Source organism: Peribacillus sp. FSL K6-5616 (genome assembly GCF_038008245.1).
GTDB classification, from domain to species: domain Bacteria; phylum Bacillota; class Bacilli; order Bacillales; family DSM-1321; genus Peribacillus; species Peribacillus frigoritolerans.
Genome location: NZ_JBBOYT010000001.1, coordinates 610,018 through 635,504 on the forward strand (window position 1 = coordinate 610,018; position 25,487 = coordinate 635,504).

24 protein-coding genes and 2 riboswitches are annotated in these 25,487 nt (G+C 42.5%); of the genes, 14 read left to right on the forward strand and 10 right to left on the reverse strand.

What is annotated here, in order from left to right:
• Positions 1-15 precede the first annotated feature (15 nt).
• From MHB45_RS02920 to MHB45_RS02935, 4 genes are all read left to right on the forward strand, one after another.
• Positions 16-939 carry a cation diffusion facilitator family transporter gene (locus tag MHB45_RS02920; RefSeq protein ID WP_048678785.1) on the forward strand — a complete coding sequence of 308 codons (924 nt, stop codon included), beginning with the start codon at positions 16-18 and terminating at the stop codon, positions 937-939.
• Between the two features lie 274 nt (positions 940-1,213).
• The gene (locus MHB45_RS02925; RefSeq protein WP_072272516.1) at positions 1,214-1,906 is read left to right on the forward strand and encodes a response regulator transcription factor; all 693 of its coding nucleotides are present in this window, start codon (positions 1,214-1,216) and stop codon (positions 1,904-1,906) included.
• Positions 1,896-3,326 (forward strand): HAMP domain-containing sensor histidine kinase, encoded by a 1,431-nt coding sequence (locus tag MHB45_RS02930; RefSeq protein ID WP_207118124.1) that lies wholly within the window; start codon positions 1,896-1,898, stop codon positions 3,324-3,326. The genes MHB45_RS02925 and MHB45_RS02930 overlap by 11 nt, the downstream gene beginning before the upstream one ends.
• A gap of 303 nt (positions 3,327-3,629) precedes the next feature.
• Positions 3,630-4,988, forward strand: a complete 1,359-nt coding sequence (locus MHB45_RS02935; protein WP_072272405.1) for an IS1182 family transposase — start codon at positions 3,630-3,632, stop codon at positions 4,986-4,988.
• Positions 4,989-5,149: 161 nt separating this feature from the next.
• On the opposite strand, the gene spx is transcribed toward MHB45_RS02935, so the two are convergent.
• Complete coding sequence (gene spx / locus MHB45_RS02940; RefSeq protein ID WP_034314875.1) at positions 5,150-5,545, reverse strand: transcriptional regulator Spx; 396 nt, start codon at positions 5,543-5,545, stop codon at positions 5,150-5,152.
• A gap of 247 nt (positions 5,546-5,792) precedes the next feature.
• On the opposite strand from spx, the gene modB reads away from it, so the two are divergent.
• Positions 5,793-6,446 (forward strand): molybdate ABC transporter permease subunit, encoded by a 654-nt coding sequence (gene modB / locus MHB45_RS02945; protein ID WP_048678036.1) that lies wholly within the window; start codon positions 5,793-5,795, stop codon positions 6,444-6,446.
• On the opposite strand, the gene MHB45_RS02950 is transcribed toward modB, so the two are convergent.
• Entirely contained in the window at positions 6,408-6,893 is a 486-nt protein-coding gene (locus tag MHB45_RS02950; protein ID WP_048678037.1) for a GNAT family N-acetyltransferase, read from the reverse strand. The genes modB and MHB45_RS02950 overlap by 39 nt on opposite strands.
• Positions 6,894-7,004: 111 nt before the next feature.
• On the opposite strand from MHB45_RS02950, the gene MHB45_RS02955 reads away from it, so the two are divergent.
• Together MHB45_RS02955 and MHB45_RS02960 are read left to right on the forward strand one after the other, a co-directional pair.
• A complete protein-coding gene (locus MHB45_RS02955; protein WP_048678038.1) occupies positions 7,005-7,496 on the forward strand; it encodes a hypothetical protein in 492 nt (163 codons plus the stop codon).
• 198 nt (positions 7,497-7,694) lie between these two features.
• Positions 7,695-7,892: a cold-shock protein gene (locus MHB45_RS02960; RefSeq protein WP_028393295.1), complete on the forward strand. Its 198-nt coding sequence runs from the start codon at positions 7,695-7,697 to the stop codon at positions 7,890-7,892.
• A 327-nt stretch (positions 7,893-8,219) separates the two neighbouring features.
• On the opposite strand, the gene MHB45_RS02965 is transcribed toward MHB45_RS02960, so the two are convergent.
• From MHB45_RS02965 to MHB45_RS02975, 3 genes are read right to left on the reverse strand one after another with little or no spacing between them, the layout of a single operon-like run.
• Complete coding sequence (locus tag MHB45_RS02965; RefSeq protein WP_057275730.1) at positions 8,220-8,657, reverse strand: flavodoxin domain-containing protein; 438 nt, start codon at positions 8,655-8,657, stop codon at positions 8,220-8,222.
• Positions 8,629-9,681 carry a ribonucleotide-diphosphate reductase subunit beta gene (locus MHB45_RS02970; RefSeq protein ID WP_072272518.1) on the reverse strand — a complete coding sequence of 351 codons (1,053 nt, stop codon included), beginning with the start codon at positions 9,679-9,681 and terminating at the stop codon, positions 8,629-8,631. The genes MHB45_RS02965 and MHB45_RS02970 overlap by 29 nt, the downstream gene beginning before the upstream one ends.
• A gap of 45 nt (positions 9,682-9,726) precedes the next feature.
• Positions 9,727-12,024, reverse strand: a complete 2,298-nt coding sequence (locus MHB45_RS02975) for a ribonucleoside-diphosphate reductase subunit alpha (protein WP_340907334.1) — start codon at positions 12,022-12,024, stop codon at positions 9,727-9,729.
• Positions 12,025-12,162: 138 nt separating this feature from the next.
• Positions 12,163-12,343, reverse strand: a riboswitch (cobalamin riboswitch).
• A gap of 292 nt (positions 12,344-12,635) precedes the next feature.
• On the opposite strand from MHB45_RS02975, the gene MHB45_RS02980 reads away from it, so the two are divergent.
• Positions 12,636-13,565, forward strand: a complete 930-nt coding sequence (locus tag MHB45_RS02980; protein WP_048678042.1) for a manganese-dependent inorganic pyrophosphatase — start codon at positions 12,636-12,638, stop codon at positions 13,563-13,565.
• Between the two features lie 99 nt (positions 13,566-13,664).
• On the opposite strand, the gene MHB45_RS02985 is transcribed toward MHB45_RS02980, so the two are convergent.
• From MHB45_RS02985 to MHB45_RS02995, 3 genes are all read right to left on the reverse strand, one after another.
• The gene (locus MHB45_RS02985) at positions 13,665-13,811 is read right to left on the reverse strand and encodes a hypothetical protein (protein ID WP_153246080.1); all 147 of its coding nucleotides are present in this window, start codon (positions 13,809-13,811) and stop codon (positions 13,665-13,667) included.
• A gap of 85 nt (positions 13,812-13,896) precedes the next feature.
• The gene (locus MHB45_RS02990; RefSeq protein ID WP_237766594.1) at positions 13,897-15,354 is read right to left on the reverse strand and encodes a SulP family inorganic anion transporter; all 1,458 of its coding nucleotides are present in this window, start codon (positions 15,352-15,354) and stop codon (positions 13,897-13,899) included.
• Positions 15,355-16,326: 972 nt separating this feature from the next.
• Positions 16,327-16,417: riboswitch (cyclic di-GMP riboswitch) on the reverse strand.
• A 252-nt stretch (positions 16,418-16,669) separates the two neighbouring features.
• Entirely contained in the window at positions 16,670-17,881 is a 1,212-nt protein-coding gene (locus tag MHB45_RS02995; protein WP_048678046.1) for an MFS transporter, read from the reverse strand.
• A gap of 201 nt (positions 17,882-18,082) precedes the next feature.
• Here MHB45_RS02995 and MHB45_RS03000 point away from each other — a divergent pair, with 201 nt between their 5' ends.
• Both MHB45_RS03000 and MHB45_RS03005 read left to right on the forward strand, forming a co-directional pair.
• Positions 18,083-19,390: a CitMHS family transporter gene (locus MHB45_RS03000; RefSeq protein WP_048678050.1), complete on the forward strand. Its 1,308-nt coding sequence runs from the start codon at positions 18,083-18,085 to the stop codon at positions 19,388-19,390.
• 172 nt (positions 19,391-19,562) lie between these two features.
• Positions 19,563-20,195 (forward strand): superoxide dismutase family protein, encoded by a 633-nt coding sequence (locus tag MHB45_RS03005; RefSeq protein WP_053087349.1) that lies wholly within the window; start codon positions 19,563-19,565, stop codon positions 20,193-20,195.
• Between the two features lie 305 nt (positions 20,196-20,500).
• Here the strand turns inward: MHB45_RS03005 and trhO are convergent, their stop codons facing one another.
• Complete coding sequence (gene trhO, locus MHB45_RS03010; protein WP_048678052.1) at positions 20,501-21,466, reverse strand: oxygen-dependent tRNA uridine(34) hydroxylase TrhO; 966 nt, start codon at positions 21,464-21,466, stop codon at positions 20,501-20,503.
• A gap of 111 nt (positions 21,467-21,577) precedes the next feature.
• Here trhO and MHB45_RS03015 point away from each other — a divergent pair, with 111 nt between their 5' ends.
• The 3 genes from MHB45_RS03015 to MHB45_RS03025 all read left to right on the forward strand — a co-directional run bounded on the left by MHB45_RS03015 (position 21,578) and on the right by MHB45_RS03025 (position 23,316).
• Positions 21,578-22,624 carry a nitronate monooxygenase gene (locus MHB45_RS03015; RefSeq protein WP_338565111.1) on the forward strand — a complete coding sequence of 349 codons (1,047 nt, stop codon included), beginning with the start codon at positions 21,578-21,580 and terminating at the stop codon, positions 22,622-22,624.
• A 17-nt stretch (positions 22,625-22,641) separates the two neighbouring features.
• The gene (locus MHB45_RS03020) at positions 22,642-23,097 is read left to right on the forward strand and encodes a GNAT family N-acetyltransferase (protein WP_048678078.1); all 456 of its coding nucleotides are present in this window, start codon (positions 22,642-22,644) and stop codon (positions 23,095-23,097) included.
• Positions 23,098-23,172: 75 nt separating this feature from the next.
• Complete coding sequence (locus MHB45_RS03025) at positions 23,173-23,316, forward strand: hypothetical protein (RefSeq protein WP_161922753.1); 144 nt, start codon at positions 23,173-23,175, stop codon at positions 23,314-23,316.
• 47 nt (positions 23,317-23,363) lie between these two features.
• On the opposite strand, the gene MHB45_RS03030 is transcribed toward MHB45_RS03025, so the two are convergent.
• Positions 23,364-23,942: a GNAT family N-acetyltransferase gene (locus MHB45_RS03030; RefSeq protein WP_072272521.1), complete on the reverse strand. Its 579-nt coding sequence runs from the start codon at positions 23,940-23,942 to the stop codon at positions 23,364-23,366.
• 103 nt (positions 23,943-24,045) lie between these two features.
• Between MHB45_RS03030 and pdxR the strand changes: the two genes are divergently transcribed.
• Positions 24,046-25,437 (forward strand): MocR-like pyridoxine biosynthesis transcription factor PdxR, encoded by a 1,392-nt coding sequence (pdxR, locus tag MHB45_RS03035; RefSeq protein ID WP_340907338.1) that lies wholly within the window; start codon positions 24,046-24,048, stop codon positions 25,435-25,437.
• Positions 25,438-25,487: the final 50 nt, after the last annotated feature.

The window sequence follows — 25,487 nt, forward strand, 5'->3', positions numbered from 1 at the left end:
GAGAGGAGGGATGGCATGGGACATCATCATGGTCACTCCCATGATCATGGGCACGGACACCACCATTCTAACAATAAAAAAGCATTGTTGGCATCTTTCTTATTAATCTCCACATTTATGATAGTCGAGGTCATTGGGGGATTCTTGACAAATAGTCTGGCTTTACTGTCGGATGCAGGTCACATGCTTAGCGATGCGGCAGCATTAGGGCTTAGTTATACAGCGATAAGGTTGGGGGAAAGGAAAGCGACATCGTCCAAATCGTTTGGGTATAAACGGTTTGAGATCATAGCTGCTTGTTTGAATGGATTGACATTGATCGTCATATCCGTATTCATTTTCGTAGAGGCAATTAAGAGGTTCCTGGATCCTCCTGAGGTTCAAAGCATGGGAATGCTAATGATTTCAATCATCGGCTTACTTGTTAATGTCATTGCCGCCTGGATTTTAATGAGCGGAGATAAAGAAGACAATCTGAATGTGCGAAGTGCTTTTTTACATGTCATTGGTGATATGCTTGGATCTGTGGGTGCCATTGCGGCCGCACTCTTGATTTATTTTTTCGATTGGGGAATTGCAGATCCGATTGCGAGCGTCATCGTCGCGATTTTAATTATTATCAGCGGTTTTAGGGTAGTGAGGGATTCATTCCATATCTTGATGGAGGGCACACCAGGCCAAGTCGATATGGATGAAGTGAAAGCATCCTTGGTGGAATTGGAAGGTGTATCCGATGTCCATGATCTCCATATCTGGACGATCACCTCTGGTTTTTTTACAATGAGCTGCCATGTTGTCATAGATGAGAACGGTAATCACGATTCAGTTTTAGCAGAAGCGCAAAAACTACTTCATGATCAGTTTGGAATTGAACATAGCACGATCCAAGTGGAAAGGCAGGAAGCGGGCTGTCCCAATCCACACGAGACATGTAATTGAAAAGGGCTGGCTCAGTTTAGAGCCAGCCTCTTTAGAGTGTAGTGAGGAGCTTATAGTTTTTCTGTATGATTTTTACGATCATGTAGCGGCATTCCTGTTAAAATGAATCGAGATCACTTACACAAAGTTACGAAGTGAAAACACCGGTTAATTTTACTGCGAACATAATCCTGACACATAAAAAGGGTAAAATTGAGGGAAAAGGCTTGGTGTTTTTTAATAGTTAGCATATACAAAATAATTCCACTATAATTCAGGAAGGAGGAATCCATATATGAAGAAAATTCTTGTAGTAGAAGATGAAATTGCCATATCAATGGTATTGAAAGCATATTTGGAGCGGGAAGGATTTGATGTAGTCCAAGTTTACGATGGGCTAAAGGCCATTCCAATGTTTGAAGAAACGAAGCCAGACCTTGTCCTGCTAGATGTCATGCTGCCGGGTAAGGAAGGCTGGGATATATTGAAGGAAATTCGTGAGGACGATACCTGTCCGGTTATCATGTTGACTGCACTGACAGATGTCGATTACAGATTATCGGGATTTAAGTCAGGTGCGGATGATTACATCTCCAAACCCTTCGTTGCTGAAGAAGTCGTGGCCCGGGTGCATGCCGTTTTAAGAAGGTCATCATCATCGGTTGCTACGGAAGATGGTCATGTGCACGAATTTGGGAGTTTAACCATCGATGATCTGTCATATATGGTGCATTTGAATGGGGAAGAGATAAACTTGACGCCGCGTGATTTGTCTCTGCTCGTTTTTTTCGCTAAGCACCCTAATCAAATTTTCACGAGGGAGCAGCTGCTCGACCAGGTGTGGGGCATGGATTATGACGGCAGTGACCGTGCAGTGGACCTGGCGATCAAACGAATCAGGAAGGCGATAGATGGATGGCCGGTAACTGAGGGGGAAATAAAAACATTGCGTGGATTGGGGTATCAATTGAGTGTCTATGAAAACTAAAAAAAGAACCACTTTACAACGCTATTGGACAAAGAGATACGTATTGACCTTGATTTCCGGTTTGATATTATTATCTGTTTTTTCCTTATGGTGGATGGAAAAAACGGCTTTGGAATATAGGCTCAGCCTTCTAAAGTACTTAGCGGATGAAACATCCGATCGGGCGATTAAGGAAAATGGCCAGATTGTCGTTGGCCCGATCCTTTCGGAAATTGTTGAGGAACGGGAAAAAATCCTCCATCTGAATCAACAGCCAATCATCTATATCGTCGATCCCGATGCCACCATCATATATACGATGCCACAGTTGTATATCGATCCGGATGAAAATAAACTCCCGGACGTCATCATGAAAAATACGGAGTTGGTCCAGAAGGTCAAGATTTCCGACAACAAAGTATATGTCGTCAAATCCCCCATTACGTTCAATGATGAGACGAGAGGCTGGGTGGTCATTGCCCAGGAAGAAGGGGCATTGAAGGAAATCAACCAAGATCATGGCTTGTTGGCGATCATGATTGGAGGACTTCTGATTCTCGGAACGGGCGTCATTTATTTTCTTTCCAGGCAGATTTCGCGCCCCATCCAAGACGTAGCTAACGCCGCGGTCCAGGTTCGTGAAGGCAACTATGATATCCATTTCAAAGAGGAAGAGGAAATCAAGGAAGAAGAAATCTATGAACTGATAGAATCATTTAAGGAAATGACCAATCGATTGAAGGTCATGGAGAAGTTGCGTGCGGAATTGCTCGCGGGCGTAACCCATGATTTGAAAACGCCAGTCACTTCCATTAGCGGACTGATACAAGCGGTGAAAGATGATGTCGTCAAGGGAGAGCAAAGTAAGGAATTCCTCGATATTTCCTTAAAGGAAACTCAGCGTTTACAAGGTATGATAGAGGATTTACTCAATTATAATGCCATTTCGGCAGGCGCTTTTAAAATCCGGGTGCAAAAAGAGAATATCAATATATTCATTAAGGAAATCGCCTATCGCTGGCAGGTGACCCAAGATGATGATCAAGCGTTCGCTTTTGAGATAAAAGTTCCTGATGAACCGGTCTTTGGTCAAATTGATTCTTTGCGGATGCAGCAAATCGTCATTAACCTTTTGAATAATGCCAGACATGCACTTGACGGCAAAGGCAAAATAGCGATTCATCTTTATGAAAAGGATGAAGAACGAATCTGCATTGATGTTCTGGACAGCGGGCGGGGGATTCCCAAGCATGAACAGCAATATGTGTTCGAACCATTTTATCGAGGCGAAAACAAAAAGTTGAAGGTACGCGGTTTAGGTTTGGGACTGCCATTCAGTAAGATGCTCGCAAAAGCGCAAAAGGGAGATCTTGTGCTTAAGGATAGCAATGAACAAGGCACCATCTTCACGATTGTCATAGAAAAAGCGGATCAAATATAAAAAAGGGTTGTCCTTGTAATGGACAACCCTCAGACTGTAGACAAACTCGATGAAAATCGAGTTTGTCTATTTTTATGGCTTGTACAATTTGGACGTTGATTTCCACTCCAGGCACTCGCTTTCCGCGGGCGGTCGGGGAGCCTCCTCGGCTTTCGCCTGCGGGGTCTCCCCTAGACGCGCTTTTCCCGCAGGAGTCTCGTACCTTCCGTTCCAATCAACTTTGTCTTACCTTTTAGATAGAACACTTTTGCCTGGAGTCATGTTTGTTTTAAAATAGAAGTATTAAAACTTGAGGTGATGAGGATGCTTTCTAAACATGATTCTATTCAGCGAGATCAACTTGAAATGATTACTTTAGATCAATTGGTGCCACCGAACCATTTGGTTCGTAAAATGGAGGCTGCCATTGACTTCACTTTCATTTATGACTTGGTGAAAGATATGTATTCAGAGGTAGGACGCCCAAGTATTGATCCAGTTATTTTAGTTAAACTGACTTTCATTCAATATACCTTCGGTATTCGTTCCATGCGTAAAACGATTGAAGAAGTTGAAACCAATATGGCTTACCGTTGGTTCTTAGGCTATGGTTTCCATGATAAAGTACCTCATTTCTCTACGTTCGGGAAAAATTATGAGCGACGCTTCAAAGATACAGATCTGTTTGAACAGATTTTCTATCGCATTTTAATGACAGCTGCTAATAAAAAGTTAATAAGTGCTGAACACGTTTTCGTGGATTCCACACATGTGAAAGCCAGTGCGAATAAACGGAAATTTGAAAAGAAAATCGTTCGTAAAGAAACACGAGCGTATCAAGGACGTCTTCAAGAAGAAATCAATCAAGATCGTGAAAACCATGGAAAAAAGCCTTTTCCACCAGATAAATTTGATAAAGAAGAGACCAAAGAGATTAAAGAAAGTACAACGGATTCTGAGAGTGGCTACTATGTGAAAGATGAACGAACAAAACAGTTTGCCTATTCATTCCACGCGGCCGCAGACCGCAACGGTTTTGTATTGGGAACGATTGTAACACCTGGAAATACACATGACAGTCAGATCTTAGAGCCACTAGTTGAACAAGTGATTGAGAAAGTTGGAAAACCGGAAGCCGTTGCCGCAGATGCAGCTTATAAAACACCAGCGATTACAAGCTACCTATTTAACAAAGAAATCATACCGGCTTTACCTTATACACGTCCTCGCACCAAAGAAGGATTTTTCCGCAAACAGGACTATGTATACGATGAACATTTTGATTGTTACCTTTGCCCTTCGGGCGAAACTTTAAAGTACTCAACAACAAATAAAGAGGGCTATCGCGAGTACAAATCGCCAAAACAAATTTGTACAACATGCTCATTTTTATCTCGGTGTACAGAAAGCAAAGACTGTCAAAAAGTGGTGACACGGCATATCTGGCAAACACATGTGGAAGAAGCAGATCATCTGCGTCATCATCAAGATGTAAAACCTATATATGCAAAACGTAAAGAAACGATTGAGCGTGTATTCGCAGATGCAAAAGAAAAGCATGGTATGCGTTGGACTACTTTAAGGGGACTTAAAAAATTGTCGATGCAGGCGATGCTTACTTTCGCTGCCATTAATTTAAAGAAGATGGCCAATTGGACATGGCAAGGTCCAAAAATGGCCTAACATAGTGGGCTCGTAGAGCCCCAATCTCTAAACTTTAGGCGAAAATTCAAAGGGAATTTCAAAAGGGGTTCAGAATTTTTTAATTCCGAACCCCTTTTGTCTACAAACTGAGGGTTGTCCTTGTAATGGACAACCCTCTTATTATGCAGAATGCTAACTAATTAAGCTAATTGGCTGATTGCCCGCCATAATTGTACATGACGGACCTTCCTTGGAAGGAAGCGTCCCATTTCCTCTTCATTATATCCTGCATGCAAGTTCTTATGATCGAAAATGATTGGCCGGCGAAGTAAATCCGGGTTATCTTGAATAAGCTTGCAAAGATCATTAAGCGGTGTATTATTTATATCGATATTCAGGCTTTTGAATTTTTTGGAACGGGTTGAGATGATTTCATCTGTCCCGCCTTCCGTTTTACGTAAAATCTCTTTTATTTCTTCTATAGAAAGAGGTTGGGAATATAGGTTACGTTCATTAAAGGAAATTTCGTTCTTCTTAAGCCAAGCTTTTGCTTTACGACAGGCTAAACTGCTTGGAGTAGTATAAATTGTTACCATTAAAATCGACTCCTTCAAAGTTTTCAAGTTTATTGGAATGAAATTATTTTTATATTTGTGATACTCTTACTTTAACGTTTCTTTGTGTCAGCAAGATGTCAAGAAAAATAAACTTAAATGTTATTTTAAAAGGAAAGGGAGAAAATGAAATGAAATCTGCCTTTAATGAAAAAGAAACGGTTTGGGTAATGAAACCAAATAAGGACCTGCATATGCCGATATTTAATAGTGGTGTGAGAGAAGTATCATGACAGGGGATTTTTGGTCACCAGTCAGGCTATCGATACAAGTAGCGGGACTAGCGGGTATCCTTGTTTTCATTTTAGGAATTTTCCTGGCGCGAATGATGGCTAAAAAGCAATTCAGGGGAAGAGTCCTGTTGGAAACAGCGTTTTTATTGCCGCTTGTTTTGCCGCCGTCCGTCGTTGGTTTTTTATTGATCGTGATTTTTGGCAAGAATGGACTGCCGGGACAATTCATTGAAAGGGTTTTTGACCAGCCCTTGATGTTCACCTGGTGGGCTGCGGTCATTGCATCTACAGTGGTAGCTTTTCCGCTAATGTACCAATCCGCTAAAACGGGCTTTGAAGGTATAGATGAAGAAATTGAAAATGCAGCAAGGGTTGACGGGGCCGGCGAGTGGAGGTTATTCCTGTTTGTAACCCTCCCATTGGCGGTCAAATCAATCGTCACAGGTGCCATCTTAAGTTCTGCGCGTGCATTGGGGGAATTCGGGGCCACACTCATGTTTGCCGGAAACATTCCCGGACAGACACAAACCATACCGACCGCGATTTATATCGCCATGGACTCCGGGAATATGACATTGGCCTGGCTATGGGTTGCCGTAATCATTGTCATTTCATTCATTATGCTTTTTATCGTGACATACATAAAATGAATGCTGTTTTTCGTAAATGCTTATGGATAAGCGAGGTGCGGCTTCTACGTCCTCTTTATGGGTGAATCCGTTTTTTTCGTAAAGGTTTCGTGCGGGCAGGTTCATTTTACCGGTCGAAACGGATATCTTTTCCCAGTCGACGTGTAATTGAAGAGCATGCAACAATGCGTCCGCAATACCCTGCCGAAAATAATCAGGATGGACGATCATTCGGCAAATCAGAATTTGGCCATTCTCTTTTGTATAAGATATGGCACCAGCTAAGGCATCACCCTTTAAATAGCATAAAAACGTTTCATGGCAATGTATGAATTGTTCATATGTTTCCATTAGAGGAGGTATATCGGCAAAACCGATCATTTCCGCTTCCACCTTATAGGCTTCTTTCTGCACTTTAAATAGCTGCTGGCCATAGTCTGTTTCCAGGTCCCGAATTCTTATGATCAAATCCCATCACTCCTTTTTCATTACATTATAATGGAAGAGGGGGATTATTGTTTCTAATCAGTCTGTGTTATAATCGACAAACAATATGATCTAATGAAATGAGGAAGAAATTTGTTAACATTTGAAGAAAAATTGAGCATCATTGAAACTTTTCCGGAATTACAGCGAAAAGACGTTTCATTGGGACGTGTGAACTTCCATTATCCAGATAGCGTCCAGGAGAAAAAGATCGTCGTTCAGCACTTGCATCCCAATGGAAATGGGTTCGTTTACGCAGGGCATATGAGAAAAAAAGACACTGACCGTAAAGGGTTTATAAATATACGTGACTATAATGAAGCGGAATTAAAAGAATTGATCCAAAGAAGTGTGGATTACCTATCTGAACCTCCGGCTGAAATCGAAGAAGAGGAAAACGAGTTCGCTAGGTTGGAAGGGGCATGGATTGGCCCTGAAAAGCAAGAGCTTACACTTCAAAAGGAAGACCTGCTTTGGAATGTTTATTCAGGGTCGAATCTTGAGGAATGTTTCGAAAGTCCGGTTGAGGCGGAACGCTACTTATTGGACGAAGGCTTCCGACAAAGCAAGAAGAGGAAAATGTAGAATTTTAGGATAATTTGTCGGTTGATTTACGGCGATAATCTTGTTTTTTTAGGATTTTCCATGATATAATATGAGTAATTATTTTTGTTCGGAAAAGTTTGATAGAAGGATTTACTGTAATAGGATTCCTCTTGAAACATTATCCAGAACCAAAAATAGTAATAAAAATGGATTTTTCCAAACACAGGAGGAACTATCATGGTACAAGGTAAAGTAAAATGGTTTAACGCAGAAAAAGGTTTCGGTTTCATCGAAGTTGAAGGCCAAGACGATGTATTTGTACATTTCTCAGCTATCCAAGGTGAAGGCTTCAAAACGCTTGAAGAAGGCCAAGAAGTTTCTTTCGAAATCGAGCAAGGCGCTCGTGGACCACAAGCTGCTAACGTTCAAAAATAATTGAACGCATATAAAAAAAAGACTCCGATTTTGGAGTCTTTTTATTTTTCCTTTTTTTCGGCGATTTCCTTTAATGCTTTGTCCAATTTTTCTTCGATCCGTTTAGTACGATTAAAATGCCCTGACAGGAAAAAGACGATGAATATAACGAAAGCGACAAGCACTAGCATAAAAAGGATAGGCAGGAACTGGGTTACATTCTCAGTTATTGGATAACATCTCCTTTTTTCTCCATTATACTTCATGCTTACCGTTGCTATGATTGAGGGAGCCGAGTTTTAAAAAAACACTGAAAGGGGATATGCGAAAACGCATATCCCCTTTCAGTCAGTTCTGGAATAGCGAGGCGAACTTTTGAAGTCTGTGCAGGTCTGATTCTTGATACATCTGTTCTATCTTCAATGTCACCAATAACTGGCTCTTGGCAAATAGCATGTCCCGGAAATGATCGACCGCCCCACAAAAATGATTATAGTTGGTTTCGCCAGTGCCGAAGACTCCCGTTTTCAGGCGAGCAATAGGCAGCTGTTCCAGTTCTTTATAAAAGGCAGCTGATTTAGCGGGAAGCTCCCCATTGCCCCATGTATAGGTGCCGACGATCAATGCATCGTAATCCGGCAATGTACGTAAATCGAATTCATTCATTCGATATAGGAAAGCCTCAGGTAAAAGGGCAGCGAGGGCTTCGGCAAGCGCTTTTGTATTGCCGCCGGCAGAATGATAGACAATGGCGATTTTACAGCTCATCGAACCCATTGCTGGCATTTACTTGACTGTAAGTCCTTGACTTCTGTTCGAAGAAATCGGTTTTGGTAAGGCCGATGGATTCATCATCGAACGTTTTGATCCATGGCATCGGGTTCTCGCCATACTCTTTATACAAATTTTCAAGGCCTAGCATCCGTAATCGTTTGTTGGCGATATATTCAATGTACTCATTGAATTCTTCCAAATCGAGATCGGCTTTCGTTTGGATATCTTCGAGCATATATTCAGACCATTCCTTTTCGAGTTCGACTGCCTTTTCAATCGTTGTATAGATGAACTTCGTGTTTTCTTCATTATTTAACTCAGGATATTCATACATCAAGATTTGAACGAGCATGCCAATGAAATCGAAATGGACCATTTCATCGCGATGAATATAGGATATCATCGTAGCGGAACCGGTCATTAGATTTTGGCGTCCTAAATTATAATAAAAGGCGAAAGCCAGATAGAAATAGATCCCTTCAAGGTTCGTTGAATGGATCAGTGCCTCGAATAAATGCTGAGGGCTGGGATCGTCCACGAACGTTTGATAAGCATCAACGATCGGTTGGTTACGCTTAATCACTTCAGGATGTTCTTTAATGCGGTCGAAAAGCTGTTTTTGCTTGCCTACCGGAATCAAGGAAGCAAGGATATAGGAATAAGACTCATTATGGATCGATTCCTGCTGGGCCATGTTGGCCAGGATAGCTTTTGCCGCCGGATCTTTGATGTACCGAAGGATCTCTACTAAAGTGGGCGTTTGAAGACTGTCCATTCCAGCAATCATCGTAAGGATATCGAGAAAAGCGTCCTGGATATCTTCATCCAATTCGCCCCATTGCTTTTTATCCTGAATCATGTTCACGCTCGAAGGCTTCCAAAAGTTATTGATGAGCTGTGTATAGGTATCATAGAATTTTTCATACTGAATATCGTTCCAAAGGAGGAAGCCTGAAGCTTCTCCTTTGAAAACACCGGTTGCCTTGGTTGGATGCGTCGGTTCAAGCATCCGAATTTTTTTTATATGATTGTTCATTCGTGAAAACTCCTTTAAGAATAGATTACTGGGCCATGATTGACGTTAACTTGAACAGCCTTCGCAGGCATTGTCATATTCGGAAGACGTCGAACGAACATAATACGTTGATTTCAACCCGCTTTCCCATGCTGTTAAATGGATATCCAACAGGACCTTCGCTTTGATTGTATTGTGTACATACAGATTAAAGCTGATTGCTTGGTCAATATGGCGTTGGCGGGCTGCATTTTGCCTGATGCTTTCCAGTTGATCCAAATTGAAGCGCGTCTTTTTATAATATTCATACGTATTTGGCGTCAAGCCTGGTGCGGTCACCTTGAATTTGAAGTTTTTCTTTTCTTCGTAAAATTCAATTTCATACAAAGGATCGATTCCATCCGTGGAATTACCGATTTTGGCTGTCGATGAATTGGGGGCAATCGCCATTAAGTAGCCATTACGGGTCCCGTGCTCCTGCACGTCTGCTTTTAAATCCAGCCATTTTTGATCTGTATAGTCACGCAGTTCGAAATAGTCCCCTGTATGCCAATCAGAACCTTCAAAATATGGGTAAGATCCTTTTTCCTTGGCCAATTCGTTGGATGCCTTGATAGTTAAGTAAGCGATCTTTTCGTATAAAGCATCTGCATAGTGAACAGCCTCATCGGATTCCCAATAAATATTCTGTGTGGCAAGTAAATGATGCCATCCAAACGTTCCTAAACCAATTGCCCGGTACCGTTTGTTCGAGATGGATGCTTGTTTGACAGGAAGATTATTCACATCAATGACATTGTCCAGCATACGGATCTGAATGGGAATCAATCTTTCCAGAACATCGCTGCCCACCGCTCGTGGCAAGTTAATGGATGAAAGGTTGCAGACAACGAAATCGCCGCTTTTACGGACCACAACAACATCTCCATCTTCTGTTTCATATTCATCCGTGATCGTCGAAGGGCTTAGGTTTTGGGCAATCTCCGTGCAAAGGTTAGAACAATAAATCATACCTTTATGTTTATTCGGATTCTTCCGATTCACTTCATCGCGGTAGAACATATACGGTACGCCTTCTTCTAATTGAGAAATCATGATGCTTTTCATGATGTCCATCGCATTGATTTTTTCAAAGCTATAGTTTGGAAGCGTGCCATTTTCTGCGGCCTCGACAGCAAGTGCATAATGATTCCTGAAGCTTCCTTCGCCTTTCTTTTCGTCATAAAGATCTTCAAGTGAAAATCCTAGGGTTTGCTTAACGGTATGCGGATCGAAAAGATACCATTCTTTTCTGTCGCGTACAGCCTCCATGAATAAATCCGGTATGCATACACCTGTAAAAATATCATGTGCTTTTAATCTGTCATCCCCGTTTTGAGTCTTCAAATCGAGGAAGCTCATGATATCTTTATGCCAGGCATCCAAGTAAATCGCGATGGCACCTTTACGCTGACCCAATTGATCGACACTTACAGCTGTCTGGTTGAATAGTCGAATCCAGGGCGTAGTGCCGGAACTGTTTCCAGAGAAACCGCGGATATCGGAACCAAGCGAGCGAACCTTACCGACGTAAAGACCGACACCGCCGCCGAATTTAGATACTTTTGCCGCATCGTAGTTTGATAGGTAAATTCCGTCAATGGAATCTTCAATTGCGTCGATAAAGCAGGAGCTTAACTGTCCATGTGTTTTACCTGCATTGGAGAGTGTAGGAGTCGCAACGGTCATATAAAGGTTGGACATTGCCCAGTATGCTTCTTTTATCAGTTGCAGGCGGTGCTCCGTTTTTTCCATTCGCATGATTTCCATCGCGATGATCATGAAACGTTCTTGCGGCAGTTCGAAGACCTTGTCCTTTTTTGGGCGGGCCAGATAGCGGTCATTCAATAAGTAGATGCCTATGTAAGAGAATAATTTATCTTTTTCCGGGTCGATCACCGATCCCAATTCCTCAATTTCCGCTTTTGTATATGAAGATAGCAGTTCTGGTTTATATATGGGATAACGCTGACCTTCCGATATCTGGGAGAGTTCTGTGATCAGCTCATAGAATGGGCCATAACTCTTGCCTTCATAACCTCGATTGGCTTGTGCATCCCTATACATTGTATTCAACAGTTCTGCTGCAGCAACGAAAGTCCAATCCGGAGCATCGATATCCACGCCTTCAAGAGCGAGCTGAATCAGTTTTTTTGATGCCTGTTCTTCGGTTGAGTCACTTTTGCGATCAATCCATTTTGTAAAACGCCTTTTGAACTTTTCCATATCGAGACGGCCTTCGAATTCCTTCGATAACGTCTCAAGCTGGATGGATTTCGCTTCTGTGTCATTTTCACTTATGGTAGAGTTATATGTTTGAGTCATTAATAATCCTCCTTGTTAACTTCCGCTAAAATAAAAAAACCGCCCAAAGAATTGAGCGGATCAAACGATAGAATAAAAGAGCCATGAAAAAATAGCCGTTATACTATCGTTTCATCATCTCAATCCCCGAAGAATAAGAAACGTGAAAAATTCAAGGCAGGTCTCCTGACTCATGATCATCCTACTTTGAGTCCTTCCCGTATAGAGAGCTATACAGTGGTTTTCTCATTTCGTCACATTTACAGTTGCGGGGACAGTTCCGGGTTTACACCGGATTCCCTTTTCAGCCATCACTGGCACCTTGGATTATAAAAATTCTATATATAGTTATTGGAATTGTTTATGTAATCAACATCTAGTATTTCTGCTTATATTATCGTAAGCCATATACGATGATAATTCAACTAATATATTTGAAAAAAACCAACCCTTATCTATTGACAAAGTGATGGTAGAGGGTAGGGGAATGAAAGATTTTATGGGGGAATGGATAAATCAAGCGCTGATTTTACGGGATTTTGTGTTAAAATAAAGTGTCTAGTAAAGGTGGCTCTCCCTTATTGCGGTGAGGGGATTCGCGGAAAAATATTTATGAAAAAGGGGATAAAATCTTGGAAAAAGTATTAGTTTTTGGACATAAAAACCCGGATACAGACACAATCTGTTCAGCAATCGCTTATGCAGATCTGAAAAAGCAGTTAGGTATCAACGCTGAACCAGTTCGTCTGGGTGAAGTGAATGGTGAAACTCAATATGCATTGGACCAATTCAAATTCGATGCTCCCCGTCTTGTGGAAAAAGTTTCAGGGGAAGCTGATGGCGTAATCCTGGTCGATCATAACGAACGCCAGCAAAGTGCTGAAGATATTGACCAAGTCCGTGTGTTGGAAGTTATCGACCATCACCGTATCGCTAACTTTGAAACAAGCGATCCATTATATTACCGTGCGGAACCAGTTGGCTGTACGGCAACCATCTTAAATAAAATTTATAAAGAAAATGGCATTGAAGTCCCTAAAGCAATCGCAGGTCTTATGCTATCTGCCATCATTTCCGATTCTTTATTGTTCAAATCCCCGACTTGCACGGAGCAAGACGTTGCGGCAGCAATGGAACTGGCTGCCATTGCAGGAGTCGACGCTGAAAAATATGGCTTGGAAATGTTGAAAGCGGGAGCTGACTTAAGCGACAAAACGATTGCCCAGCTCATCACTCTTGATGCAAAGGAATTCTCCATGGGAATGGCTAAAGTGGAAATAGCACAGGTCAATGCTGTTGATCCGAACGAAGTGCTTGCTAAGCAAGCTGAATTGGAAGCAGCGATTGAAGCGGTCATCGCAGTGAAGGAATTGGACTTGTTCCTATTCGTCGTAACGGATATCCTGACTAATGATTCCGTTGCCTTGGCCCTTGGTAAAGCGGCATATGCAGTTGAAAAGGCATATGACGTTTCATTAAACAATAACATCGCCGTCTTGGAAGGCGTTGTATCGCGTAAAAAACAAATCGTGCCGGTCTTAACCGACGTATTCAGCAAATAATACAGGAAAAGGGTTGCTCATTAAAAACATGGGCACCCTTTTTCTGTACATTCAAAAAAAGACTCAACCATCCCATTAAGGGTGTTTGAGTCTTTTTTCTTAATTTAAAGATTCCTTTTCTTTTTCATAGGCGATGACAATCAATTCTTTATTGGCTTCCTCGCCAAGTTTGCTTTCAAAGCTTTTAAGTTCATTCAATAAATCCGGTGACAGATTTGCTGCCGTATAATCCTGTTCTGGTGTCATGCTTTTCGCTCCTTTCAAAAGGAAATGATTCATGTTATCTATTTTGTCGGTTTGAAAAGTTTCTATTCAGCAGAATTTTACTTCTTTAAGATATTTTACTTTCTGAGGTGGCGAGTTTTTCAAGCAATGTCGAACTTTCTTCATCGAGTCCTTGGACTTGGACAGGTATTCCCAAGAGCTGATATTTAAGAATAACCGTATCGACAGCACCGACTGCTGAAGCATCCCAGATCTTGGAATGAGAGAAGTCGATGACGATTGCATCGGCTTTTTCCTTGAAGTCGAACTTTGAAACAAAGTCCTGGACAGAAGCGAAAAATATTTGTCCGCTGATACGATAAGTGATTTTCTTAGCCTGGATGTCTGCCGTTTTCTCTACTGCCACTTTAGAAATTTTAGCCGAGAAGAAAATCATGCTCAAAAGCACTCCGGCAAATACCCCTTTTGATAAGTCATGTGTATAAAGGACAATGAGGACCGTCACGATCATCACGGCTGCATCCGACTTAGGAGCTCTAGTGAGCCTCTTTAGGGAAGACCAGTCAAATGTCCCGATTGAAACCATGATCATGACTGCGACAAGTGCAGCCATCGGTATTTTGATAAGGACATCATTCAATACCACGATTAATACCATAAGGAATGCGCCCGCTACAAATGTCGAGAGCCGGCCCCTTCCACCAGATTTAATGTTGATACCGGATTGGCCGATCATCGCACATCCTGCCATGCCGCCAAAACATCCGGCGATGATATTCGCAATCCCCTGGCCTTTGGCTTCCTTATTCTTATTACTGTCCGTGTCAGTCATCTCATCGACAATTTGAGCCGTCAATAACGATTCAAGCAGTCCAACAAACGCAAGGGCAATGGAATAAGGGAAAATGACCGCCAAAGTTTCGAAGGTCAAAGGGATGTCTGGAAGCATGAACATTGGAAGCGCTTCGGTCAATTGCCCCATATCCCCAACCGTCCGCACCGTAGCCCCCGTGGTAACTGCAACTATCGTCATGAATATGATGGCGACAAGTGGTGAAGGTATGACTTTCGTGATCAGCGGAAAAAGATAAATGATAGCTAATGAAACGGCTGTCATGACATACATGATCCATGTTTCGCCCACGAAATGGGTGAGCTGTGCCGTGAAAATCAAGATGGCTAAAGAATTCACAAAACCAGTCATGACCGGCTTCGGAATGAACTTCATTAATTTCCCGATTTTTAAAACCCCTAGTAAAATTTGCAGCAAACCAGTCAATATTGTTGCAGCAAGTAAATAGTTCAAGCCATGATCTTTAACAAGGTCGACCATGACGAGTGCCATTGCGCCAGTGGCAGCCGATATCATTCCCGGCCTTCCGCCGACAAAGGAGATGACGATGGCAATGCAGAATGAGGCATATAGACCAACCATTGGGTCAACGCCAGCAATGATCGAAAAGGCAATCGCCTCCGGAATCAATGCCAAGGCAACGACAATTCCCGATAGAACATCACCTCTAACGTTGCCGAACCATTCCTTTTTGTATGCAGATGTATTCAAAGAAACACTCCTTCTTTCTTTTATATGTGTGTTCATTTCTTTTTTAACGCACTAAATTATAGCATGAGTCCTTTATTCTATCTATATGGATAATATAAACGACAAATCGAGGGCTATTCATCTTATCGTACGAAGGAAAAATGCTTTAGGAGAGAAGAATTGGTGCAAAAGGTGATTGAGCTATCAAGTGAGGGAAGTCAATTATATGGAGGTGGGCGAATGCATACAGGTCATGCTTGAATAAAGTCATTCGAATTGGCTTGGCCATTTTTGACGTAAGGGGCTCCTATAGGCTTTTGTAAAATTCCCGCTAAGGGAGAGTGGAGTAAAACGGTAGAGATCTATTTCATAATTAAAATCAAAATAACATGGATTTCCGTTTCCTACTAGCTTTACGCCACCGATTGGAATCGATTCATGATCTTCTAGAAATGGGTTTTAGAACTATCGAAACGCGATACAATCAAATGATTACTTCATGATTTATATCTTATCGAGCCCTATAGGGTGACCGTACCTTTACCATTCATATAATGAAAAAAAGATCGTGCTCTAACTGTGTCAATATGTGGGCGGGAGGTAAGAGAGTTTTTTTATCGGAATGATATTTTCCCCTTTTACCATATATGGAAGTGGTGAGGGTGAAAAGCCAGCTCTATCAAAGTTTGGGAGTAGGAACCATCCTTGTGTTAAGAGGATTCCTCATCAATGATACTGGATTTACATAAAGGACATGTTACTTCTTTATAATGCTTGAACCTGATCTTTCGAAGGTCGCTTCTGGATAACATTGCGAATGCATTATATCTTGTGCCGCATGCACAAGTATTTTTATCTTTAACTATGTGTCTCTCATCCGTAGTAGCTGAATAAATGGTTGGAAAGAACATATATAACCCTCCTTGTTTTAATTTTAGGCAAATTAAAAAGGGGCAAGAAAATTAATTATAAAGTGATCCATTCAAGAAAAATCTTGGCAACCCGGCTGCCATGACAACTAAGTTGTTGGTTTAGGCCCGTGGCTTTGCGTCTTTTACTTTCATAAAATTTGCCTGAATTAATCTTAACATAAAATTTGATGTGTTATGAAGTGCTGGAAAAATACTTATCAGTTTGTGGGTGTGTCATAAGGGTTGGTGGACTTTACGGATAGGCATGAACGTGACCCCTTCAAATCTTTTTCCTTGATTTCTCTTCGATAATTTCCCTATACAAAAAGCTCCAGAAGTATCCAGCACACTACAGCTGTATGAGCATTAAACAGGAGAAGGCCTGCTTAAAGATGGAAGCAGGCTTTCTTGCCAAAAATGTGATTTTAATGTGATCTGGCCAACTCCGGATTGCGGTGCATCGCGAAATAGAGGACAAGTCCGGCTATGAGGAGTAACGTGCTGGTCGTGATGAAGACGGCAGAGAATCCGTAGAAACCAGCAACCATTCCGCCCATTGCGGGTCCGATGATATTGCCTAAAAAGCGCAGGCTCGTATTGTACCCAAGCACTTCCCCCTGCATTGCGACAGGCGCTTCTTGGCGAATGTAGGCAATCCTTACAGGGATGATGCCGCCTATTGCCATGCCTAGTATGAAACGTACAAAGACAAGCTGCCAAAAATGATTGATGAAGGCACCGGGAAAATAGACAAGAGCTGTCAAAAAAAGAAGCAGCACAAGAATCTTCACATGTCCATGCCGATCACCTATCTTGCCCCAGTGACGCGCCATCAATAAATTCCCCAGGCCTGCTGCAGAAAAGGCGATTCCTGAATAAAAACCAAGATTGGAAGTTCCATGCAGCTCACCAACGTATAAAGAAAGAATGGGCTGGATGCTGAAGTGGGCAACTTGGACAAGCGTGGAGATGAGCATGACATTCACCAAGATGGGATTCCTTAAGATATGTGAGAGAACCTCCCTGCTTGTATAGCTCGACTTCGTTCCCTTCTGCCGCTCCATTCGGTACTCCTTGGTTGCAAAAACAAGAAGACCAGAGATGAAAATGGTGATGGAGGTGAATTTAAAGGCGGTTGAATAGCCGAGTGTGTCTGCAAGCACGCCGCCAAGCAATGGTCCGAAAAGGGAACCGGTTATATTTCCCGTTTGTAAGGTTCCCAGTACACGTCCGGCAATTTCTTTTGGTGTCTGCGTTGATATGAAAGCCTGGGACATGGAAATGAAGCCAGTGAATATTCCTGTGAACATCCTTAGGACGAATAGCTGCCAAACATTTTCGACGAATCCCATCAGGAAGATGGACAGGCCCATCCCAAAGGCGCAGGCAATCAAGATTTTCTTTCTGCCATACCGGTCACCAATCCGTCCCCAAATGGGGGAAAATAAAAAGGCTGTCACGAAAGTGATTCCAAAAGTCCATCCGGACCAATGCTGGATATATTGAGTCGAATAATCTCCGAATGTACCAATGTATAAGGATATGAATGGGAGAACCATCGTCATGCTCCCGCCTATGAAGAAATTGGCGAACCACATGATGAAAAGGTTCCGTTTAGCTATTTTATGAGCGTTCATTTTACAAACAACACTTCTTTCCTCCGAAAAAAACTTCGGGTTCCTAAATAATAGTATACAGAAATTAACTAATTTATTAAACGAATTTGTTTAACAGGTTTTTTAATGAATGGGCAAATGGTATAATGTGAAAATACTGATTTTTCAGAAAAATTAAATAAACAAAAGGTATTCATTTTTCCAATTAAAGGAGTTTTAAACATGTTGACGATTTTAGGGTTTTGTATGATTTTAACGTTTCTGGTCTTGGTCATCACGAAGCGGTTATCAGTGGTTGTCGCTTTTATCTTCACGGCGATAGCTTTTGGTCTGATTGGTGGGTTTGCCTCGGAAATGGGAGATATGATGGTTGCGGGCATTTTAAAGGTGACACCGACAGCAGTCATGATCGTTTTTGCTATTCTGTATTTTGGTTTAATGATTGACGTTGGTTTATTCGAGCCCATGATCGCTAAAATACTGAGTTTTGTAAAAGGAGATCCGTTAAAGGTTGTCATGGCAACCGCCATTATAACCATATTGGTAGGTTTGGACGGAGACGGTTCTTCTACATTCATGATCACTGTTTCGGCCATGCTGCCGCTTTATATCAAATTAGGGATGAACAGGCTCGTATTGGCCTGTGTCGTTGGTTTGGCCGCTGGCGTCATGAACATGATTCCTTGGGGAGGTCCTTTGGTCAGGGCGGCCGCGAGCCTTCAGGTGGAAGTATCGGAGTTATTCATACCTCTTATTCCAGTCATGATTTGCGGTCTTTTATGGACGCTTTTTTCGGCATATGTACTTGGCAAAAAGGAAAGGGAGAGATTGGGAGTCGGTTCCCTGGAGACGAACATGCAACCTGGTATGGGCGAACAGGCTGCAGCTGTTGAAACCGCACCTCAAGGAACATCCAGGCTTTTTTGGTTTAATTGGTTCTTGACGATTTTACTGATGGTTTTGCTGGTGATGGAAGTGCTGCCGATCCAAATCTTATTTGCCTCCGCTTTTGCGATTGCACTATTCGTTAATTTTCCGAACCCAAAAGAACAGCAGGAAAGGATTTTAAGTCATGCCAATAGTTTCGTGATGATTTGTACACTCATTTTCGCAGCTGGGATTTTTACGGGTGTATTCACGGAAACAAAGATGATGGACTCGATGGCTGCTTCAATCGTAACTGTCATTCCGGAGTGGCTCGGGGCACATTTGCCACTGGTGGTAGCGCTGACGAGCATACCTATGGGGTTCATTTTTTCACCTGATGCCTATTATTTTGGCATTCTGCCAATCATAAGTGAAACGGCATCGAACTTCGGCATTGCCCCTGTAGAAATCGGAAGGGCGGCATTATTAGGTCATTCGACCGCAGGGTTCCCCTTATCGCCATTGGTGCCTGCAACATTCATATTGATTGGCCTTGTAGGCGTGGATTTTGGGGATCATCAAAAATTCCTGTTTAAATGGGCGTTTGGGACAACCATCATCATGACGATCGCAGCCATTACTTTCGGGGTCATCACTTTGTAAAAATGTGAGCCCATTAAGCTATAGTGTAATATCCTTGTCTGTGAATTTAGTAAGGTGTTCACCCTCATTGGTGTAATCTATTTTCCTATTTATGCCGCTATCTGTTTATTCTTCCATAATAGTGGAAAGTAATAAGAGGAAGATACATATAAGAGAGTGGAGGGAAGTTATCATGAACTATAAACAAAAGCTTATACTGCCTATGTGTGCTGCCTTTTTACTGTATGGATGCAATTCAGCGGATGATTCAAATGAGGCCGATAATAATGCCGAGGACATGACTACAGTGGGACAAGGAACAGATACAGAGGTTGATCCGCAGGTGAAAGCGGAAGTTAAAGATGTAGAAGGTAAAACACTTGGGACGGTGAACTTTACCGCTGAAGAGAATTCTGTAGTGATCGAAACCGCTTTGGAAGGTCTTGAGCCAGGCTACCATGGATTCCATGTTCACGAGAACGCAGCATGTGAGGCGGATGCCAAGGATGGCCCTTTCACTACAGCGGGAGGACACTTCAACCCAACTGATGAAACGCATTCTAAACACGCAGGTGATATGCCCCCTTTATATGTAAAAGAAGATGGGACAGCAAAATATACGGCAACATTGGATAACATGACAATAGACCAACTGAAGAAAGAAGAGCTGGCTGTAATCGTTCATGCTAACCCAGACAACTTTGCCAATATTCCTGACCGCTATGAAGCCAATGGAGAAAAAGGACCCGATGCAGATACTTTGAAAACTGGTGATGCAGGCGATAGACAAGCTTGCGGGATTGTTGTAAGTGCAGAGGCAAAATAACATGAATGAAGAGCGATTCCTCTAAAGAGGAATCGCTCTTTTCATGAAGGTAAGACTGATGACCGCTAAAATCTAAAAGCGGAAACCATTCTTTTTACGTATTAAGAAGGTTTTTTCTATTGTGATATAGAAGTAAGAATGGAAGTAATATTGCAGTAAAAGAAGATGGCATTAAAAGATCAAAGTTAATTCTTACAGCGGAATGAAGTCCAAGGCATAGGTTTAATATAGAAAAATAAGATTTGGTTTGAATCGATAAAAAAACCCGAACAGGGATCATGTCCACTGATTCGGGTTTGCTAAACTCATTTTGCCGTAATGGAATCTTCGATTAGCTGTAATCTCTCAGCCACTTCTTCTTCAGAAAGGTTATGCTCGACTACATAGCGATTACGCGGATGCACTCGGCATTCATGGGTACAGCTGCGCATATGTTTGTGTTCGTTCTCTTCGCTGCAAAGGATTTTCTTGTTGCATTCAGGATTTGCGCAATTGACATAGCGTTCACAAGGTTCGCCGGAATAAATATCGCGTCCGACAATTACATGTTCCTTTTGATTGATAGGTACGGCAATCCTTTCATCGAAAACATACATTTGGCCATCCCATAGCTCACCTTGGACTTCGGGATCCTTCCCGTATGTTGCGATGCCGCCATGCAGCTGGCTTACATCTTCAAAGCCTTCTTCGACAAGCCAGCCGGAGAATTTCTCACAGCGGATACCGCCAGTGCAATACGTTAGGATTTTTTTGCCTTCGAACATTTCTTTATTTTCCCGTACCCATTCCGGAAGTTCACGGAAATTCGTGATTTCTGGCTTGATTGCACCCCTGAAATGTCCTAAATCAAATTCATAGTCATTTCTGGCATCAAGGACGATGGTGTTTTCATCTTGCATTTGCTCGAAGAACTCCTTCGGGCTCAAGTATTTGCCTGTCGTCTGGTTCGGGTTGATGTCGTCTTCCAAGCGTAGCGTTACAAGTTCATTGCGTGGGCGAACATGCATTTTTTTGAAAGCATGGCCTTCAGCTTCATCTATTTTAAACACGATATCGGCAAAGCGGGGATCGCTTTTCATCATGTCCATATATTTGTCGGTTTGTTCAATCGTACCTGAAACCGTTCCGTTGATACCTTCTGAAGCCACCAAGATACGGCCTTTCAATTCAAGGGCTTTACATGCCGCAAGATGCTCGGCTGCGAATTCTTCGTGATTCTCGATAGGTACATACAAATAATAAAGTAATACTCTATATGGTTTTGTTTCCATTTTTTATTTACCACCTATGTTTTATATTTGCAAGATATAAAGGGTGATCATTTAGACACTTTTCTCTTACAGATAATCATTATACCAAGAAAACGTAAAAATGATAAGGCCATGAAGAAAAATCAAGAGGAGTTGTATCGAATGTTGAAAGAGTTAATGAGATATCCAATCATTCAGGCACCGATGGCAGGAGGAGCTTCCACTCCGAAGCTTGCGGCTTCTGTATCCAATGCAGGAGGATTGGGCTTTCTCGCAGCTGGCTATAAGAATGCGGAAGAGATGAAGGAGGAGATAGAGCAGACCCGTCAGTTGACTGAACGCCCTTTTGGCGTGAATGTATTTGTGCCAGGCAACGAGGCGGCGGATGAAAATATATTATCTGGCTATCGTGAAAAGATCGAAAAAGAGGCCGAGAGCGTCGGGGCTGAGATTGGAAAAGCCGATAGTGATGACGATGATTGGGGAAATAAACTACATGTATTGAAGGAGGCTGGGGTCGCGGTCGTCAGTTTTACGTTTGGATGTCCAACGGAACATGTAATAAGGGAGCTCCAAGATGTCGGTTCCCTTATAGCCGTGACAGTAACCAACCTTCAGGAAGCAAAGAAGGCGGCGGGAGCAGGCGCGGACGTTCTATGTGTGCAGGGGTTTGAAGCAGGGGGGCACCGGGCCAGCTTTGATAACCGCACAGAAGATGATTACGGCCTTTTAGTATTGATTCGGATGATAAAGGCTGAGCTGGACTTACCGATCATTGCAGCGGGCGGACTGATGCATGGAAAGGATATCGCGGCCGTGCTTGAAGCGGGAGCAACAGCGGCACAATTGGGTACCGCTTTCCTTCGCTGTCCCGAAAGCGGGGCAAGTCCGGTCCATAAGGCGGCGCTGGGGAATCCCCGATTTACTAAGACTGCTGTTACCCGAGCCTTCAGCGGCCGGAGGGCACGCGGGTTGGTGAATCACTTTTTAACGGAATATGATAGTGTTGCACCGGTCGCCTATCCTTATGTCCATCACATGACCAAACAAATGCGAAAAGCAGCCGGACAAAAGAACAATCCTGAATTGATGGCTTTGTGGGCAGGACAGGGTTATAAGTTGAGCAGGGAACTTCCTGCATCGGAATTGGTTGAACTGCTTGTGGATGAATTAAACTGAGGAGGGTTTGGATGCTGATGGAGATAAGGGAATTATTCTTGGATGAGCCACCCCCGATGCATTTATTGCTTTTGGCAGATCCTTCAAGGAAATTGGTCGAGGAATATTTGGGAAGCGGAACGTGCTTTGTTGCCGTGGGTGATAACCGGATGATCGGCGTTTGTGTTTTACTGCAAAAAGGCCCGGAACTGATAGAGATAATGAACATCGCGGTCGATGAACAGTACCATGGAAGAGGAATCGGCAGGCAATTGATTGAACATGCGATAGGCCATGCAAGGGACCAGGGATATAAAATGATTGAAATCGGTACGGGGAATTCGGGGATAGGGCAGCTTGCCCTTTACCAGAAATGCGGTTTTAGAATAACTGGGGTCGATCGGGATTTTTTTACTAGAAACTATTCCGAGGCCATTTATGAAAATGGGATTCAGTGCCAGGATATGATTCGCTTGTCACAAAGCTTGGACTAAGCAGGGATCATCCAAGTCTGACAGAAAAGCTTTACAGACGAAAGTGTGCGTCGCATTGCTATGGGGGTAATGAACTTGTTCTTTGGTGATATGATTTATCTTCTTTTTGCTTTACTAATGCCATTTTTATTTGCGATTGGTGTTTTCATATTCATTCGATCAACGAAAAGGCAAAAGGATTCTTTATCGAAAATTCGTAAAGACTCACATGAAAAATAGCACTAAGAGAAAAGAGTGCAAAACAACGGCACTCTTTTTTCACATTTTCACCTTTCTAAAAAAGCTTCCAAATTCCTTTTCACACTGGGCCATTCATGCTCGAGAATACTATAGACCACCGTATTCCTGATCCTCCCATCTTGTAGCTTTTTCTCCATCCTCAAAATCCCTTCTTCAAGGGCGCCGAGCCTGGTTATTGCGGAACGTGATCTTTTGTTGCATTCGTCCGTCCTGAATTCAACCCGTTTCATTTGCCACTTTTCAAAAGCATGCTGCAATAACAAGTACTTACATTCAGTGTTTATGGCTGTTCGCCATTTGTCGGGATGATACCAAGTCGCGCCGATTTCCAGCGATTGATTATGAAAGTGAATATTCCTTAAGCTCGTGCTGCCAACTACCGAATCATCTGTCCGATCGATAACGACAAATGGATGATGAAGTTCCTGTTCCCTTGCTAGAATGCCTTCCTTTACATAGGAGATCGCCTCTTCATATGACAAAATCTTTGTTGCACTCCATTCCCATATTTCAGATGGCAGGGAAGCGGCGTAAAGTGGTTCGATATGATGTTCCATCATCGGGGTGAGTATCACGTGTTTACCGTATAATTCGAAATGCTCCATAGTTTCCTCCTCTTGATTGATATCTACATTATAAAAATATTCTGGTTCTGCAATAAGGACCAATGCTGATATAATTTATGGAACCAGTTTGAAGGAGGACCAAATGTTTGAAATCACTCTAACCCTAGATAAAACGAACAAAGAAGCTTTATATGTGCAATTGTATAAATACTTTATAAAGGAAATCCAGAATGGACAAATAAAGGCCGGAATGAAACTGCCTTCTAAACGAAAACTGGCCTTGCATTTAGGGATAGGCCTGAATACAGTTGATACGGCTTATCAGCAGTTGATGGCAGAAGGATATGTGGAAAGTCAATTAAGGAAAGGTTATTACGTAGTCGATTTAGAACCGATTTCAGCTTTGAATGAGCCGTTGCCTGTAACAGAAGGGATGATGGACCCTCTGAATGAAAGAAATGAGATAGATTACAATCATGGCCGGGTGGACGTGGATTCTTTCCCGCATGCCGTATGGAAAAAATGCTTGAACAATACGTTGTATCTACAGGAAAGGGAAATGTTCATGAGTGGTGATCCGCAAGGTGAATGGGGGCTTAGGGCTGAGATTTCATCCTATCTATTCCAATCAAGAGGAGTTCGCTGCGGGGCTGATCAAATCATCATTGGGGCAGGAACCCAGTATTTCATCCATCTTCTGCGGTTACTACTTGGAAATGAGCGGGTATTTGGATTAGAAGATCCTGGCTTTCATCGGGTAAGGGAGGTACTGAGGCTGGAGGGGGCGGTTACGGAATTCATACCTTTGGATGAAAGTGGAATGAGTGTGGACTACTTGAAAGAGAGTACAGCGGATGTAGCCTATGTCACACCTTCCCATCAATTTCCTTCCGGTATGATCATGCCGATAACTAGACGGGTGGAATTATTGAATTGGGCGGTGGAAAAAAAAGGTTATATTATTGAGGATGATTATGACGGGGAATTCCGACATGCAGGCAAACCGATTCCGTCATTGCAAGGATTGGACACAAATGGAAGGGTCGTCTACCTAGGCACGTTTTCAAAGTCGTTCATCCCATCGATCAGGGTGGGATTTATGGTGTTACCCATGGAGTTGTCTAGCAAATTTCAGCAGAAGTTAATCGGATATAAACAGACCGTTCCCAGACTGATTCAGGAAACGCTCTGTCTTTTTATGAAAAATGGACATTGGGAACGCCATCTGAATAAAATGAGAACGATTTATCGTAAAAAGAATAAGGTGCTGCTGAACGCAATGGAAGAGAGCTTCCATGATCGTGTAGCCATAATCGGTGAAAAGTCAGGATTGCACGTTCTTTTAAACGTAAAAAACGGCAGCAGTGAGGCAGATCTCATCCAAAGGGCTGCCAATGTGGGGGTTAAAGTCCACCCAACATCGGTTTATCATTCAAAGAAAGTGAAAGATCCGACTATTTTGATTGGGTACGGTGGTTTAACCGAAAGGGAAATCGAAGCTGGAATCCGGCTTTTAAAAAAGGCATGGCTATAGCTTGGTGTGAAAGTAAGGAAATTCCTTGCTTCACACTTATTCTACAATGA

Coding starts and splice junctions, on each gene's coding strand:
- MHB45_RS02920 (WP_048678785.1), top strand. CDS start 16: ATGGGACATCATCATGGTCACTCCCATGATCATGGGCACGGACACCAC.
- MHB45_RS02925 (WP_072272516.1), top strand. CDS start 1,214: ATGAAGAAAATTCTTGTAGTAGAAGATGAAATTGCCATATCAATGGTA.
- MHB45_RS02930 (WP_207118124.1), top strand. CDS start 1,896: ATGAAAACTAAAAAAAGAACCACTTTACAACGCTATTGGACAAAGAGA.
- MHB45_RS02935 (WP_072272405.1), top strand. CDS start 3,630: ATGCTTTCTAAACATGATTCTATTCAGCGAGATCAACTTGAAATGATT.
- spx (WP_034314875.1), bottom strand. CDS start 5,545: ATGGTAACAATTTATACTACTCCAAGCAGTTTAGCCTGTCGTAAAGCA.
- modB (WP_048678036.1), top strand. CDS start 5,793: ATGACAGGGGATTTTTGGTCACCAGTCAGGCTATCGATACAAGTAGCG.
- MHB45_RS02960 (WP_028393295.1), top strand. CDS start 7,695: ATGGTACAAGGTAAAGTAAAATGGTTTAACGCAGAAAAAGGTTTCGGT.
- MHB45_RS02965 (WP_057275730.1), bottom strand. CDS start 8,657: ATGCCAGCAATGGGTTCGATGAGCTGTAAAATCGCCATTGTCTATCAT.
- MHB45_RS02970 (WP_072272518.1), bottom strand. CDS start 9,681: ATGAACAATCATATAAAAAAAATTCGGATGCTTGAACCGACGCATCCA.
- MHB45_RS02975 (WP_340907334.1), bottom strand. CDS start 12,024: ATGACTCAAACATATAACTCTACCATAAGTGAAAATGACACAGAAGCG.
- MHB45_RS02985 (WP_153246080.1), bottom strand. CDS start 13,811: ATGACACCAGAACAGGATTATACGGCAGCAAATCTGTCACCGGATTTA.
- MHB45_RS02995 (WP_048678046.1), bottom strand. CDS start 17,881: ATGAACGCTCATAAAATAGCTAAACGGAACCTTTTCATCATGTGGTTC.
- MHB45_RS03000 (WP_048678050.1), top strand. CDS start 18,083: ATGTTGACGATTTTAGGGTTTTGTATGATTTTAACGTTTCTGGTCTTG.
- MHB45_RS03005 (WP_053087349.1), top strand. CDS start 19,563: ATGAACTATAAACAAAAGCTTATACTGCCTATGTGTGCTGCCTTTTTA.
- trhO (WP_048678052.1), bottom strand. CDS start 21,466: ATGGAAACAAAACCATATAGAGTATTACTTTATTATTTGTATGTACCT.
- MHB45_RS03015 (WP_338565111.1), top strand. CDS start 21,578: ATGAAGAAAAATCAAGAGGAGTTGTATCGAATGTTGAAAGAGTTAATG.
- MHB45_RS03020 (WP_048678078.1), top strand. CDS start 22,642: ATGGAGATAAGGGAATTATTCTTGGATGAGCCACCCCCGATGCATTTA.
- MHB45_RS03030 (WP_072272521.1), bottom strand. CDS start 23,942: ATGGAGCATTTCGAATTATACGGTAAACACGTGATACTCACCCCGATG.
- pdxR (WP_340907338.1), top strand. CDS start 24,046: ATGTTTGAAATCACTCTAACCCTAGATAAAACGAACAAAGAAGCTTTA.